Source organism: Bartonella sp. B39 (genome assembly GCF_053795145.1).
The window spans coordinates 1,461,443-1,478,093 of sequence record NZ_CP200036.1 but is presented as its reverse complement, the minus strand read 5'-3'; the positions used below and the strand labels follow the sequence as shown (position 1 = coordinate 1,478,093).

Here is a 16,651-nt window from a genome sequence, read left to right as displayed (position 1 = left end):
AGCTTTTTATCTAAAGGAGAATGCTCACTTTTCGTGCGGATTACTGCCCAAGTTTTTTATTTATTTTTTTTTGTAATTTATCAATGAATTAAGCGAAATAATGGGGGATCTTCGGCCAATACTCCCCCCATGGTACAATCCATGAAAATAATTGCACCAAGAGAACAGATTAATAAGCAAAGCTTAAAGTATGATCACATTGTCATAGATCTTGCACGACGCTGTCGACCTTGCTCTTCTACCGTTTTTTCTTGTTTGGCAAATTCTACAATGTTTTCTGTTTTAGCTGGTGTTCCCATTTTTTCAGCAGATTGTTCTTTACTGCTTTCCCATGCTACATGTCCAACTTTATGTGGTTGATCTGGCTTTTCTGTTGTTTGTGTGCTCATTTCAGCAGACTTTTCGGTACCACTTTCTATTTTTGCATATCCAAATTTATGTTGTCGAGCTTGCCCTTCTATTGCACTGTCACGTGTTAAAACTCCTTTTTCTTTCACTGATTGTGTGCTTACTTCAGCAGATTGTTCTTTACTGTTTTCCCATGCTACATGTCCAACTTTATGTGTTTGATCTGGCTTTTCTACTGCGTTGGCACGTGTTAAAACTCCTTTTTCTTTCATTGTTTGTATACTTATTTCAGCAGATTTTTCGACACTGCTTTCTATTTTCGCATGTTCAACTTTAGAGGATTGAATTATTTCTTCTACTGCTCTTTCTTGTTTGGCAGATTCTACAATTTTCTCTGCTTTAATTGGTGTTACGTTTATTTTAGCAGATTTTGCGCTATCGTGTGGCATTACAGATTGATGTAGATTACGATCATTCTCTTTACTCATTTCGCGATGTTGCTGTTGAATAATATCATAGATCTTCTCTGTTTGTTTCACGACTGCTGAAATTTCTTCTGCATTATTCATTGATGTTCCAAGACTTTCAGCAAGTCTTCTATAATGTCTGTCTTCTATAGCTGCAAGTTCACTTGGTGATAAACGTTCTTTGAGTTGTATGAGATAAGACTGTGCTTCTACCTTTAATTCAGGAGAGCTTGACAAAGCCCTTTGCTGCTCCTCTTTGGACATGGAAAACAGTTCTTTTAACTTGCCATGAGGCATTTCTACCGATTTTTCACAACGTTTTTGTGTAGCAGCCTGCTTTTCCAGGATATCTGTTTGAGCATCTCTTACAGCACGTACATATCCAATAATGGCGTGACGGAGAGGCAGAAAATTTGCTTCGGCATGTTTGCGTGCACTAGTTTTAAGACCAAATATATTAAAGCCACGAATCCTATGAATAGATTCAAGGGATCCCTCAATATTCCGCAAAAACTTTTCTCCCTGGTTAAAATCTTCGCGTGTCATTGGAATTTCAAACTTTGGAAGTCTGTTTCGTAAAGCATTCTCTTTTCCATAAACGATCTTAGATAAAAGCCTTATTTTTTCTAAGCTGCTTTTGACTAATGCACTATCGTAGACCCTTTGAGAAAGCTCCTCGTTGCTAAGATTTTGAACCTTTTCTGCTGGAATAAGCAATTTTTGCGCTTCTTGAGCGAGAGGTGCTGTGAAAGTCAAGCTATCACCAATTTTCAATGTTTTTACTTGTTCTGGTGGGAGAAATTTTTTATTTCCTACGACGAAAATCCCATTAACATCTATCATGAAGCCATTATCTCCACTGCCTCTATAGATACCACGGTAAGTATGGCCTCCTCGCGCTGCGACAGTAAGACGATAATTACCTTCACCAAGTCCAACTTGTTGCATTTCATCGGTAAATTCACGTAAAGCAGCCAAACTTTCTTGATTTGAGATATCTTCAAGGAGATGCTTTATAGGCTCTGAATTGCCGTTATTTATTGTCTCAGCACGGATAACGTCCTTACGTTTTTTTGATACAAGAGAATAATCTAGCTCATGGCCTGCGGCTTGTCCAAGTTTTTCAATGAAAAGTTGTATTGTGCGTCTATTACCTTCTCTGAAAGGATTTAAAGGGTACAAATGCGACATGACTTGAGCTGCATGTTCAACGAACTCTTCGCGCGTCAATTTTTGCAAATCACCCTTTTCAAGGAGCATTTCATCTAATTGATCAAGTCCTTGTTGTATTTTTTTGCCGACAGCAAAAGGTTTTGTAAATTCCTTTTCTTTCATCAACGGTGCAGAAGCAGTGCTGCCATCTGCAAATTTGAAGTATTCATCGCGTGTATGTCCGGCCCATTCAAATGTCTTGGAAAACATTTGCTTGTGAAGGCTTTTGAGATAGGAGGAATCAATTTTTTCTGGCAAAGGGGCTGCGCGCAGTTTTTCCATTGCCTCTTTTGCATCACGAGTAGACGCAGCAACAAACTCTTGTTTATTGGTGATACGATATTTGTTTTTTAACACTGTACTGTTAGGATAAAAGAAGTTCTGCGCTTCTGTTTTCAGCCTTTCATGGACTTCTTGATTGGCTATCTGGTGATACTCTCGCAATTCTTCTTGTGAGAGAGATGCAGGATTGTTCGCTTTTTTATTTTTCATTGATATTTCCTTTCAAACTTCCTCATATTAGATTTCTATCTGAGGGTCTCGTTAGTGTACTCTCTATCTCTGTTCCTTAATGTCCCTTCTATAAGAAGAAAAAGCACGAGATTGAATGATCTCCCAATGCTGCATTATGTATAATGAAAGTAATTTTTTTTATGACTTTTATACGTTTTTTTTATGAATTTATAAAATTTTATCAATTAGTTAGATAAAACAATACGGCGCAATCTATATGAAAAGATTGCGCCGAAAAATCATGTTAAAAACCAAAGCTTATGCGTAGCTAGATGGAGGCCGTCATTGCTACTTTTTTGTGTACAGGCTTTTGAGAGGGATCCTCTGATATTGTCTTTTTTGCTTGCCTGGAGATATCAGTGATCTCTTTTTGTGGTCCTTGCAAATGCTGAGTTTTTTCCGTGAATACCTTGTAAGAATTCATCCTTTTCTGATGGGTTTGCAGAATGTTTTCTTTCGCTTTTTGTACATGGTCTGCATGATTTTCAATAGCCTTACATAAAGCAGGAATAAGTGCTTCGGCTTCCTTGCGTGCACTCGTTTTAATGCCACAAATCTTATGACCAACTAAGTTACCAAAAAGATAATGTTGGTTCTCAACTTGCCATGAAAGCTCTTCTCCCAGACGGGGAACTTTTTCATTATCTTGTATGTTGTTATCCAAACAGTTTGGATCGCCAAAGACTCTTTCACACAACCCTCGAATTTGGCCACGCGCCTGCTGAACTGCTGCAGTTCTGTGAACTCTGCGATTAACGTCGTCACTCGAAAGAGGTGCCATTTCCATTTCAAGATTACGCGGCCGTTCTATGGCCTTCAAATGTGCTTCAGTCTTCGCATAATTCGCAAATGCTTCACATAAGAAAAAAATACCAGCCTCAGCCTCTTTGCGCCTTTTATTTTTTATACCACATACATTAACACCAGCAAGTTTATGAAAACTTGTAGGGTGTGATGTAAGCTGCACTAAAAATCCTTCCGCTAGGTCAGGGTCTTTTTTAACTGCATCTAATTTACCATCGAGAAGATAGTTCTTACCAAAAACAGTAGAGCACAAATTTCTGACTTCGTTTCTATATGCTGAGCACGCTATTTGTACCTGCGATTGCGTTAAAGATGACTTTTTCATACGCGGTAAGTTTCTTTGGCCTTGAGAGGAATCAGGTACATCTTCACTTGTTTTGTGTGATGAGGTGGCTTGCATTCCATCTCTTGAGTGCAGCGATGCTTTTGGAGAAACAGTTGCGTATACATGCCCGTACGTTAGATCTAACGTTGATATATCTGTATCTTCTCTTGAGTATGAAAATCTTTTCTGGGGTAATGGCGGTGTTTCCCCTGAAGAGTCTACTCCGTAATCACGTCCAGACTTTCGTTCTGGTCTTAGCTCTAGCACATCACTGGACATTTTTTTTGAGCGGGGCGGTTTTGAGGGAGCTGCAGTTCTATGCAAGCTCTTCTCCTGTGCACTTCCTGTAGCGCTTTGTTCCATATCTTTTGGACGCGGCGGTAATTCAGGACGAAAAGGTCCCCCAAAAGGCTCTTCATGTTTGGTTCTTGTAGTGCTCTGTTTTAAGCTTTTGGGGCGCGTAAATACTTTTGGACGAACAACTGCCTCTGCGGGTTTTTGCTCTGGATTTGCTACTCCGTCAACATTCATTTTTTTTCTACGGAGTGGTTTTGAGGGAGCCATAGGTTCATACCAGCTCTTCTCCCGTACATTTCCTGTAGTGCTTTGTTCCATGCTTTTGGGACGCGGCGGTAATTCAGGACGAAACGGTTCCCCTAAAGACTCTTTCTCTGTGGTTTTTGCAGTGCTTTGTTTTAAGCTTTTGGGGCGCGTAAATACTTTTGGACGAACAACTGCCTCTGTGGGTTTTTGTTCTGGGCTTGCCATGCTGTCGACACCCAAATCTTCTGGGCGTGGTGGTAAATCTGGAGGAGTATCTTCTGGTACGCTACCTCTCCTTGATTTTTCTGCAATGTTCTGCTTTACAGCTCTTAAGTGAGGCGGTAATTTGGGACCAACAGTCGCGTATACAGGCTCTACCTCTGGAGTTAATCCAACGTGTTGCTCCACACTTCCTGATTGCGGGAGGTCTGGAATAATCTCGTATATAGGCTCCTCCTCTGGGTTTTGTATCATGCCCTGTTGTTGATCGCTTGTTTGCGCAAGGTCCGGAATCTCCGCATACAAGCTATCTAAATCATCTAAGTCTGCTATTGCATATGGGCTCACGGGATCTGGTATCTCGTATACATCAAATTCTTCTGGGCGTGGCGGTAATTCCGGAGAAAATTTTGCATTCGAAGAAGGCACATCGTATACATGTTCTCGTCTTGAGCGAGGTTGACCTGCTCTAGGAGGCACATCGTATGTAGGCTGATTTCCTTCTCTTGGTGGGAAAAAGGGACGATTTGAAGGAGTCTGGTATATGGAATCCTCAAGTCCCTGACCGCTGCTTTCTGATCGAATTGAACGAGGTGGGGAAGGAGGTGTAGAGTATATAACTTCATTGAAGGAAGATTCACCAGGTGAAGAAGGTATAGAGTATATAGATTCTCGATCACTGTCTTCTGAGTGAATTGAATGGGGTGGGGAAGAAGGTGAATCGTATATGTGTTGCTCCTCTAGGAGTTGCTCAGCGTTTGGTTCGTTTCCTCCTAGAGAAGGTGGACTTTGTGGAGACTGTGTTGTAGATAGAGTTTCTGGATCCAACGGTGTTGAAGGAGATGGTGCAAGGTCTTGTTCTGGATTCTGGGTTTCAGAAGGGGAAGGCCGATTTCTTTTCATATATTCTTCCTTTCAGAGTTTCTTAATATTTATTTGTTTCTAAAAACCTTTTCAGCAGGCTCTCCACTTTTATTTCTCATAGCTCTTTGTTTAAAGGGGGATAATAAATTTGCGCAAACTGTAATCCGTATTTACAACTTATACGCAATCCTACCAATTACTTAGTTCAAACGATGGAGAATTTTTACAAAATTTTCCTTTGATATTACCCACCACTTCTGCCACAAACCATCTTGCAAGATCTGCATTAAAAGATATGCTCAAAAGTTATAACTTATTTCATGCACGCTTAACCAATGGAACCCAGGGCTTTTATTTTTAGAGCTTTGCATGACTCGACACTTTGCGCTCTTTCGTCCCGATGTCTAGAAGTTTCAGAACCCTCACGATGTGTGCTTGCTGATAAGCTCTCAGAAGACTTTGATAAGCCTTGTTGCGTATGCAAACTTTCAGCCAACTCCAGAGAGGATTCACGGCATTCTCTTTGTGCTTGATGGTTTTGTGAAATACCCTCTTTTACCTGTTGCACAACGGCTGTGAATTCCTCAACTGTGTCAATTAGTGGTGAAATACTCGCTTCAGCACGTCTACGCACTCTATTTTTTATACCACATATATTGACACCAGAAAGCTTACCAAAAGATCGACAATTGTTTGAAAGCCTCTCTACGAGCTCACCCCCCATGGAAGGATCTGTTAATATACCTTCAACGCTTTCTCGCAAAATATCCGAATTTCCAAAAACATTTTTGCACCAATGTTCTATTCGTGCTTTACATCTCTTAACTGCAGAATTCTGCAGAATAATGCTACTGACTTCCTCATTTGAAAGAGGTCCATTTTCCCCTTCAGAATGATGTGGACTTTGTAAGATTTGGGGCATTACCTCACTGTCTATAGAAGGCTCATGGCGCTCATCTCTTGAAGTGGTGGCTCCATCGACGTTTCCTAAGTTAAGTTTTTCAGAAGATTTTGGGTGATGTTTTTTCATATATATACCTCCTTTCAAGGATTATCTTAAAACCTCCTTGATGCACTCTCTCTCCTTATGCTTTGATAGTTTTTATACAAAGGAGATCATTATTCTCACTGTAATTGAAATTTATGTCTTTTATATGCTCTTTTTATGAAATTTTATATAATTATGAAGACTATTCTGACGGACATTTTCTGTAATATCCTGTAGAGCTATGTGCCCCTTGGCGAAATTCACATAAAACAGTTTTTGCCAAAAAAAATCAGATGAAAAATGAAACTTTAGGTGCCTTTACATAAGAAGTTGATGCTTCATTTTTAATTTCATGCGACGACTTTTCTTGTAAAAAAGAATGACGTTTTTCTTCTGTATGATGGGTGTTTTGTATTGCTATTTTTTCTAAGCTTCCCAAACCATCAAAATTTCTTTGTTGCATTTGAGTACGGACAATTTCACTGCGTAGCGCGTATACAACCCCCATAAACGTTTCAATAGCGTCACACAGTGAATGCACATTTTTCTCAGCTTGCTTACGGGCAGAACTTTTTATACCAAATACTTTTTTACCAGCAAGCTTAGAAATATTTGTAGGATCTGCGATAACATTCAATGAGAGATCCTTCCCTTGCTTAGGATTTTCAATGATTTCAGTAAGTTGCTTATTCAAAATACCTGCGTTTCCATAAACAAGGTCGCAACAATAACGAACATCCTCCATACAATTTCGAACCTTAAAATTTGTTTGAATTTTCTTAAAAATTTGCTTCTTCGTAAGAGGCAGCGTTTTGTTGTATAAAGAAACATCCGCACAGACAGTCTCTTCTGGATGTTGTATAAGGCATTCTTTGTTGTATGGTCCGTAAAATCCTGTGTTGAGTTCTGTTGAAGTAGATCGTTTAAAACGGTATAGACCATATTTTTTCATGAATATTTTTCTCCAGAATCGTTCTAGAAAACTCCTTTGATATATTCTCTCATTCTATATTCTGAGAATTTTTTAACTAGGGAAAGATATTTTAAACAGTTGAAAAATTTGCACTATTATACACATTACAAACTATATTTTTGCCTTTCAATACGGCTTTTTTATGAATATATGCTCAATATGTTATATAAAGTTACGGAATCCATTTTAATGTATATTTTCTGTGGTGTTATTCTCATAATCCTTGGTGCAATTCACATAAAATAATTTGCGCAAAAAATGATATTAAAGACAAAAACTTACGCACTTCTACAGGATATGCGTTTATGTGACCATTTTTTTAAAATACTTGAATCACTATAAACAGTTTGGCACAAAGACTGAATTTTTTCTTCATTGTGCAGGATGCCCAAATTTTTGCGAAGTTTGTTAGAAATTTGATCTGGCGTGAGCGGCGCTGTTACTCTTCCTATTATTACATCTAAATATACAACTCTTCTCGTTATTGTGTGCTGTTCTTTGTTATTTGATCAATGAATTGCGTAAAGGTCTCTTGAGTTCATTTTTTTGAAGGTTATAAGTAACGCCTTTCCATGTATAGCTCTTTTCAAAATTATTTTAGAAAACTTCCTTGGTATGCTCTCTACCGTTATGCTTTGATAGTTTTTATACAAAAAATCACATCAATTTGAGTCAATTCTAACTTGCACTTAATTTTATTACAATCATCTCCTTATGTATATTTTTTGTGAAATTCCACTCATAAACCTAAATTATGGACACTGTTTCTAGAAGATTTTTTGCAATACCACACAAAAAACTTAGCGCAATTCAGATAAAATAAGCAAAATTCGGCTTCTTCGATGTCGTTGCATAAACACCACGTTAAGCACCATACTTCTGTGGATTCGATGAATGTGCGCCAAGAGATCAGATCAAAAGGAAAAGATTATACAAACTTACATAGCCAAAGACATTCTTCTAGATTCAGCTCTACATGGTTGTTCTTGTTGTGGAGTAGTATGATGTTCTGCTCTTGCGGGCTCAATATTCCGTACAGCAGCTTCTGATATCTGATCTTGTGATATATCATTACGTTCTTGTTGTTCAGAATGTTCTACCTGGAGAAAATCTTTTGCGGATTGTACAATATCACAATAAAACTTAATATAGCTTATCAGATGTTTCATATCAGCTTCAGCCTCTTTGCGCTGTTTAGTTTTTAATCCACATATATTAAAACCGGCAAGGCTATGATAAATTTCAGGCATTCGTTCCAGCTGACGCAGGAGAACAAGGACTCTTTGGGGATTTTGTGTAAGATTGGTGATTGCTTCGTTTAAAACATCTGGACGTCCAAATACCTTTATACACCCATACTGGATCTGTTCCCTACATTTTTGAATAAATGGATCTTCTTGAAGAACTTCTGTCATTTTATTATCTAAAGTAGATCTCTTTTTCGCACGATTATATGATGCCAGCAGAGTTTCGACCGCTTCCGCACCCTGCATTGGTCTTTCACACCCGCTTTCCATTTGAGACATCATCCTGCTTTGCGCACGTTCTGAATTTTGTGCTAAACCACGAATGGCATCATAGAGAGGAGTTAAACTTTCTATGGCATTTATGCGTGCTCTATCTTTTATACCACATATATTTTTACCAGCGAGGTTATGAATAGATTGAGGATTTAACGAAATTGCTACCAAAATCCTACTGCCCCCAGAAGGATTTTCTAAAATTTTTTCTATGGTTGTATCCAGAACATCCTTTTCACCAAAAACTATTTCAGACCAATTTCTTACTGCATTTACATGTGCTGAGATCAACGGATTTTTCTGTAATTCATCTACAATTCCTCTACTCGAGAGATTAGTTTCTTCTTCTTGTGAAGCAGGTGTAGCATGAGGATTTTCAGAGGTAGATGCCTCTCTGATAGATTGTTCATGAGACTCCCTTAATTCTGTCATCGGCAGGTGCGTAGAAGATGGGGCAATTTTTTTCATGTATATCTCCTTTTAAGAATTATATTCAGAAAAGCTTTTTAGTGTATTTTCTAGCTCCACGCTTTAGGAGCTTTTATACAAAGGAGGGTGCCAATTTGAATAATCTCAAAAAAAAATCGAAGCTACTTCCGTTCATTTTTAGCTAATTTTCCCGTTTTTTATACAGGTTTATTCATAAAATTATTGATAATAACCCATAACTTAACTCTGAAATCTGATGGCTCCTATAATAATTTTTGACACAATTGAGGTGAAATAATTTCCTCTAAAGGATTGGATCAAAAGCCAGTTTATGCAAGCTCACATAGCGAAAGCCATTCTTTTTCCACTTCTAGCTCCATGTTGTTGTACGTCATGCTGTGGTGTGTGTTGTCTTTCTTGGCCCCTCTGAAGCTTTTGTTTAATCTCTTGTCTTGGGCTTTCTGATAACTTAATGCGTTCTTGTTGTATTTTCTGTTCTTGTAAAATAAATTCCTTTGCTTCTTTTATCGCCTGTGCGTAATTTTTAACAGCGTCGTACAGATGAGGTAGACTATTTTCAGCACATCTTCGTGCATCATTCTTAAAGCCCAATGTGCTACGACCAGCGAATCTATGCAAAGATGTAGGGTTTCTAGCAAGATCCCATAAAAGTTGCTTTTCTAAAGTATTATCTTGTAGCATGTCCTCCATTTTCTTATCAAAAACATTCGGTTTGCCGTATACGATTTTGCTCCAATGTACGATTCGCGCTTCATATCTTCGAACGTTTGAGTCACTTTGGACTAAGCCTGTAATTGCATCATTTGAGAGAGATGGTTCCTTTTTTTCAGTAGTAAGCGATTTTTGCAAGCTTTTTTCCAACGCTCTATTCTCTGTCGGAACTTTGATGTTCATACTTTCATATGTCTGGCACACAGCTTTCGCGTAAACATTAATAGCGGAATATAAGTAGGGTAGAGCTTCTTCAGCTTGTTTGCGTGCCTTTGTCTTAAAGCCAAATATTTTTATACCTGCAAGACCGCGAACAGATGCAGAATCTTCTTTTATTTTCGTGAGAAGCAGATCTTTCGTCATAGGATCTTTGAGGATATCGTCAATGTTTGCATGCAAAGCATTCTGACGGCCATAAACAGCTTTTGTCCAACGTTGAATTTTTTCTGCACAAACTTTGACTACTGAATCACCTTTTACCTTATCAGTCACGTTCTCCCTCAAGAGATGCTGACCTTGTGGTGTAACTGTTGTTATGTATAGAGCCTCTGAATTTAAAAAGGCTTGATCATTGCCATGAACAGCTTTGAACCAACGTTCGATTTTTTTTGCATGCTCTCTGGCTATTGGATCAAGTGGTATCTCATTAATGATTCTCTTATTTACGCGAGGTGGTTTTTGTGGTGCAACTGCCTTGTGTCGTGCCTCTGAGTTAAGAGATGTTGCGGTAGATCGTTCAAAATGTTTTTGTGTTTCTTCTGATGAGCGAGATGAAGAAGAGGGGGGGTGTTTTTTTCTCATACATGTTTTCCTTTCAAGCTTTTGCAATATTTGTATAGAAAACTCCTTAATGTATCTTTTTGTGCTTATTATTTGCAGTTTTTTATTTAAAAGAGTCTCTTAATGTGAACGATTATTGTACGATACTCTTGGCACACATCATCTTGCAGGGATTTACACCAAGAAGCCTGATTAAGAGCAAAAGCTTATTTTGTGCACACTTAACTGGCGAAAACCAATGCTTTTTTTCTAGAGCTTTGCGTTCTTTCATGGGTACGTCTAGAAGTTTCAGGGACTTCGCGATGCATGGCCGCTGATAAGCACTCAGAACCCTCTGATAAGTCTTGTTGTTTATGCAAACCTTCAGCTGATTCCATAGATAGATCACGGTGTCTTTGTTGTGCCTGATGTTTTTGCAATATACTCTGTCTTGCCTGCTCTGCAGCATTTGCAAAGCTGTTAACAGAATCAAGCATGTGTGAAAGACTTGTTTCAGCATTTTTGCGGGCTTTATTTTTTATGCCACAAAGGTTGACACCGGAAAGTGCATGAAAAGACTGAGGATCTACTTCAAGTTGTTGTATAAGAGCACCTTTTGTAGAGGGATCTTGGAGCAAGATTTCAGTTTGTTTTTGCAAAGCATCCTTATTTCCAAAAATAACTTTAGACCAATAGTGTATTCGTGCTTGATATTTTTGGACTTTAGAATCTTGTTGAACCATGTCAACAACTTCTGCATTTGAAAGTGGTCCTTTCTCCCTTTCAGAATGATGTGGACTTTGTAAAATTTTGTCCATTTTTTCACGATCCATCAATCTTTCATAGCGTCTTAATTCTGAATTTGGGAACTGCGACAAGCAGTCCCTTGTATATTTTACAATTGTTCCGTATTGGTTAATAGCTTCACAAAGAGCGACAATATCTTCTTCAGCATTTCTGCGTTCTTCATTTTTTATGCCACATATATTGGTGCCAGCAAGTTTAAAAAAATTACCAGGATTTAGTGCAATTTGCCACGAAACATCCTCTGCTATAGCAGGATTGCGTCGGATTTCCTTAATTTGTTCCTGCAAAGCTTTTTTGTCGCCATAAACAATCTGACAGTGTCGATAAATGTCTTTTCTAAATCCTTGCTCCAACTTGTTGTGTGAAATTAATTTTGTAATTTGTTTCTCTGAGAGAATTATTTTTTCCCGTTGTGAGGGGAGAGATGTGAATGTGCTCTTTTCTTGTCTTGTATTCCCAGTTTTCTCATGTTCTGTTAGAGGTCTCATTGAATTTGTAGTAACATCCGAAGCATCTTTTGTTAAAAGAACTTCACTTTGCTGCTTTTCTTCCGGTATAAGAGTTAATTTTGTGGTTTTGGAAGCAACTCTTGAAGAATGTTGTACGGGTTTTTTTACCAAAGTTTTTTGAGAATGGGATGGTTGATTTTTTTTCATGCATGTCGCCTTTTAAGTATTATTAAAAAAACCTTTAGTGTTCTCTTTATTTTTAGGCTTTGATAGCTTTTGTACAAAGAGATACAGCAATTCAAATAATTTCCAAATATTCAATACTATCTGGATATATCGGAATTAGTGTTCGTGTCTTTTAAGTAGTTTTTTTATGAAATTTTATTGATGTGTTATACTAAGTTATGGAAACATTCTGGTGAGACTTTACTCCACTCTTACACCGCCTTTTAGTGCAAATTTTTTAAAATGATCTGCACCAAAAGATTTGTTTAAAAGTTAAAGCTTGCTTTTATATATGTTCACATAGCGAAAGCCATTCCTCTTCCACTTTTAGCCCTATGTTGTTGTACATCATGCTGTGGCGCGTGTTGTTTTTCTTGGCCTTGCTGAAGCTTTTGTTTTGTTTCCTGTTCGTGTAGAATGGACCCTTTTGTCTCTTTTACAGTAAGCACGTAACTTTCAAAAGCATCATGCAGGTGTGACAGATGTGCTTCAGCAGATTTGCGTGCATCATCCTTAAAGCCCAACATACTATGACCAGCGAGTTTATGAAAAGATGCAGGGCTTTTAACAATATCTCGTAAAAGCCGGCTTCCCATATAAGGATTTCTTAGAATATCCTCCATTGACTTTTGAAGGGCATTTGGATTGTTGTATACAACGCTGCTCCAATATGAGACTCGGTCGTGATATCTTTGAACGGATGGTTCACTTCTAGTCATATCAACCACCTCCTCATTTGAGAGAAAGAGTTTTGGTGAAGAAACTGCTTCCTGTGCTGCTGCCCCCGCAGATCTGTCTGCTTGCATGGCGTGCTGTGGCATGTGTTGTCTTTTTTGGCTTTTCTGAAGCTTTTGTTTAACCTCTTGTTTTTTGTTTTCTGATAGGTTAATGCGTCCTTGTTTTGCTTCCTGTTCTTGTAAAATAGCTTCTTTTACTTCTTTTATAGTAAGCACGTAACTTTCAAAAGCATCATGCAGGCGTGATAGATGCGATTCAGCAGATTTGCGTGTTTCATCCTTAAAGCCCAACATACTACGACCAGCGAGTTTATGAAAAGATGCAGGATCTGCTTTCATCTTCCACAATAATTGCTCTCCTATAGCTGGACTTTGTAGAGCATCCTCCATCGGCATTTTAAGGGCTTCTGGATTGTCGTACACAACCCGATTCCAATATTTGACTTGTGTGTAATATTCTCGAACGTTTTGGTTACTTCGGACTAAGTTTGTAATCTCCTCATTTGAGAGATATGGTCCATTCTTTCCAGTAGTAAGCGATTTTTGCAAACTTCTTTCCAGCGTTTTACTATCTACCGTAGCTGTGATGTTCATACTTTCATATGCCTGGTGCACAGCTTCCGCGTAAACATTAATGGCGGGACATAAACAGTGCAGGGCTTTTTCAGCTTGTTTGCGTGCCTTTGTCTTAAATCCAAACACTCGTCCACCTGCAAGAGGATGAATAGACGTAGGATATTTTTTCACTTGATCTAAAATTTTATCTTTTGCCGCAGGATTTTCGAGGATATTTTCTATATCTCTATCAAACAAAAAAGCATTACCATAAATAGTTTTAGACAAACGTTGAATTTCTTGTGCATACACTTCAACTAGTGGAGAACACCTCACTTTATCAATGGTTTCTTCCTTTGGAAGAGGTGATCCTTGTCGCGTAGCTGCCGTCTGTATATTCTCTAAATTGAGAGATGTTGTAGCATGTTGTTTATGACTTTTTTCTGTTTTTTCTGGCGTGCGAGATGAAAAAGAAGAGAGGTGTTTTTTTTCCATATATGCGCTCCTTTCAAGCTTCTACAATATTTTCTCAGAAAACTCCTTAGTGTATTTTTTATCCTTGCTTTTTTTGATAGTTTTTTATTCAAAACGGTATCTTAACTCGAATGATCTCCTAAGACTCTGTACGACACATAGTGTGTCGACAATGGTTATTTTATATGTTTTTTTTGTGCTTATCAATAAGTTATATTAAATTAGAAAAAATATTTTGCTCTATTTTTAGCACACATCATCTTGCAGGATTTGCACCAAAAAAACCCGATTAAGAGCAAAAGCTTACCTTGTGCACACTTAGCTGGCGAAAGCCAATGCTTTTTTTCCTAGAGCTTTGCGTGGTTGGACACTTTGCGCTTTTTCGTGTGTATGCCTAGAAGTTTCAGAAACTTCGTGACGCTGATCCGCTAATAAATCCTCAAAATATTTCGATAAGTCTTGTTGTTTATGCAAACCTTCAGCTGATTCCATAGATGGATCACGGTGTCTTTGTTGTGCCTGATGGCTCTGCAAGATACTCTCTTTTGCCTGTTTGACAGCATCTGTAAAATTGTTAATAGAGCTAACCAGCTGTGAAATATTTGCTTCAGCATTTTTGCGCACTTTATTTTTAAAGCCACATATATTTTTACCAGCGAGATTATGAATAGATTGAGGATTTAACAAATTGCTACCAAAATCCTACTGCCCCCAGAAGGATTTTCTAAAATTTTTTCTATGGTTGTATCCAGAACACCCTTTTCACCAAAAACTATTTCAGACCAATTTCTTACTGCATTTACATGTGCTGAGATCAACGGATTTTTCTGTAATTCATCTACAATTCCTCTACTCGAGAGATTAGTTTCTTCTTCTTGTGAAGCAGGTGTAGCATGAGGATTTTCAGAGGTAGATGCCTCTCTGATAGATTGTTCATGAGACTCCCTTAATTCTGTCATCGGCAGGTGCGTAGAAGATGGGGCAATTTTTTTCATGTATATCTCCTTTTAAGAATTATATTCAGAAAAGCTTTTTAGTGTATTTTTTAGCTCCGCGCTTTAGGAGCTTTTATACAAAGGAGGGTGCCAATTTGAATAATCTCAAAAAAAAATCGAAGCTACTTCCGTTCATTTTTAGCTAATTTTCCCGTTTTTTATACAGGTTTATTCATAAAATTATTGATAATAACCCATAACTTAACTCTGAAATCTGATGGCTCCTATAATAATTTTTGACACAATTGAGATGAAATAATTTGCTCCAAAGGATTGGATCAAAAGCCAGCTTATGCAAGCTCACATAGCCAAAGTTAACCCTTTTGTACTCTCAATTTTGCGTGTTTGCTCTTGTCGTGGAGTGGGATGATGTCTTTCCTTTATAGGATGAATACTTTGTGCAACTTTTGATACATCAGCAAATTCTTGCTGTATTACATGGTTCTGTGTAATATACTCTTTTGCTTTTTTTATAGTATCGCTACAAAATTTAATGCTGTTAGACAGAGATAGAATACTATTTTCAGCATTTTTGCGAGCTTTATTTTTTATGCCACATAGGTTGACACCAGAAAGTTTATGAATAGATCTAGGATCGTTTGCAACCTGATTTGAGAGATCATCCCCGATAGCGGGATCTTTTCGAATCTCCATAATCTTTTTTGTTAAAATATTTGAATCTCCATACACTTTTTCACACCAGAATTTGATTTGTTCTTCATATGTTCGGATAGATGAGAGAACAAAAAACATTTCAACTATTGCTTCATTTGTGAGAGGACCTTTTCCTCTGTTAGGATGATGAGGTAATTCTTGGAGGGTTTGGGTTGTTACTGCAAGCTGTTCCGGGTGTTCACAATTTTCTTGTTGTGCTTGAGAAAATAGGTCAGTTCGCTTATATCTTACGATCTCTGTATAGTCCTCAATAGAGCGACACAGAGACATAACACTTCGTTCAGCATTTTTGCGTGTTTTATTTTTCAGGCCACATGCATTGATACCAGCAAATTTATGAATAGATTGAGGATCTACCGCAATTTTCCATGCAACCTCATTTCCCAGAGCAGGATTTTGTATAATATCTCTTATTTCTTTCTGAAGAGCATTTTTGGTACCGTAAACAACCGAGGACCAATACATTATTGATTTCGTATGTGCTACAACCAGCTTGTCATGCCATACTTTCCCAGCAAGTGTCAGTTCTGAGAAGGCGGGTGTTTTTTCTTGTGAATCCGGCGTTACATGGAATGCTTTGGAGGTAGATGCTCCTATGATAAGTTGTCCGTAGATTTGTCTTAATTCTTTTATAAAAAAATACGGAAAAGGAGATGGTTGATTTTTTTTCATGCATGTCGCCTTTTAAGTATTATTTAAAAAAACTTTTAGTGTTCTCTTTATTTTTAGGCTTTGATAGCTTTTGTGCGAAGAGATATAGCAATTTAAACAATTTCCAAATACTCGATGCCATCTGGATACATCGGAATTAGTATTTGTGTTTTTTATGTAGTTTTTTTATGAAATTTTATTGATGTTTCATTTAATAAAAAATATGGTATTTTTGTGGATAAAATTCTACAATAATTCTTGGCATAACTGTGATGGAATGGTTTGCTCTAAAGGATTAGATGAAAATTTGGTTTATGTTTCATTAGTAGGAGATATTGGTAAGGTACGATCGATTTTGGGGATCTACACCTTACACTGTTTTTTAAA

The 16,651-nt window shown here is 37.7% G+C and carries 11 protein-coding genes; all 11 read right to left on the bottom strand.

Annotation, left to right across the window (positions count from 1 at the left end):
• Positions 1–194 precede the first annotated feature (194 nt).
• On the bottom strand, positions 195–2,519 hold the full coding sequence (locus tag V4P57_RS06755) for a BID domain-containing T4SS effector (RefSeq protein WP_455465807.1): 2,325 nt from the start codon (positions 2,517–2,519) through the stop codon (positions 195–197).
• Positions 2,520–2,808: 289 nt separating this feature from the next.
• The gene (locus V4P57_RS06750; RefSeq protein ID WP_455465806.1) at positions 2,809–5,334 is read right to left on the bottom strand and encodes a BID domain-containing T4SS effector; all 2,526 of its coding nucleotides are present in this window, start codon (positions 5,332–5,334) and stop codon (positions 2,809–2,811) included.
• A 289-nt stretch (positions 5,335–5,623) separates the two neighbouring features.
• Positions 5,624–6,325 (bottom strand): BID domain-containing T4SS effector, encoded by a 702-nt coding sequence (locus V4P57_RS06745; protein ID WP_455465805.1) that lies wholly within the window; start codon positions 6,323–6,325, stop codon positions 5,624–5,626.
• Between the two features lie 247 nt (positions 6,326–6,572).
• Positions 6,573–7,235, bottom strand: a complete 663-nt coding sequence (locus V4P57_RS06740) for a BID domain-containing T4SS effector (protein ID WP_455465804.1) — start codon at positions 7,233–7,235, stop codon at positions 6,573–6,575.
• A gap of 959 nt (positions 7,236–8,194) precedes the next feature.
• Positions 8,195–9,244 carry a BID domain-containing T4SS effector gene (locus V4P57_RS06735; RefSeq protein ID WP_455465803.1) on the bottom strand — a complete coding sequence of 350 codons (1,050 nt, stop codon included), beginning with the start codon at positions 9,242–9,244 and terminating at the stop codon, positions 8,195–8,197.
• A 300-nt stretch (positions 9,245–9,544) separates the two neighbouring features.
• Positions 9,545–10,738, bottom strand: a complete 1,194-nt coding sequence (locus tag V4P57_RS06730; protein ID WP_455465802.1) for a BID domain-containing T4SS effector — start codon at positions 10,736–10,738, stop codon at positions 9,545–9,547.
• Positions 10,739–10,938: 200 nt separating this feature from the next.
• A complete protein-coding gene (locus V4P57_RS06725) occupies positions 10,939–12,159 on the bottom strand; it encodes a BID domain-containing T4SS effector (protein WP_455465801.1) in 1,221 nt (406 codons plus the stop codon).
• A 314-nt stretch (positions 12,160–12,473) separates the two neighbouring features.
• A complete protein-coding gene (locus V4P57_RS06720; RefSeq protein WP_455465800.1) occupies positions 12,474–13,964 on the bottom strand; it encodes a BID domain-containing T4SS effector in 1,491 nt (496 codons plus the stop codon).
• Between the two features lie 297 nt (positions 13,965–14,261).
• Positions 14,262–14,630: a BID domain-containing T4SS effector gene (locus tag V4P57_RS06715; protein WP_455465799.1), complete on the bottom strand. Its 369-nt coding sequence runs from the start codon at positions 14,628–14,630 to the stop codon at positions 14,262–14,264.
• Positions 14,624–14,938 (bottom strand): hypothetical protein, encoded by a 315-nt coding sequence (locus V4P57_RS06710; protein ID WP_455465798.1) that lies wholly within the window; start codon positions 14,936–14,938, stop codon positions 14,624–14,626. The genes V4P57_RS06715 and V4P57_RS06710 overlap by 7 nt, the downstream gene beginning before the upstream one ends.
• A 300-nt stretch (positions 14,939–15,238) precedes the next feature.
• Complete coding sequence (locus V4P57_RS06705) at positions 15,239–16,285, bottom strand: BID domain-containing T4SS effector (RefSeq protein WP_455465797.1); 1,047 nt, start codon at positions 16,283–16,285, stop codon at positions 15,239–15,241.
• Between the last annotated feature and the right edge of the window lie 366 nt (positions 16,286–16,651).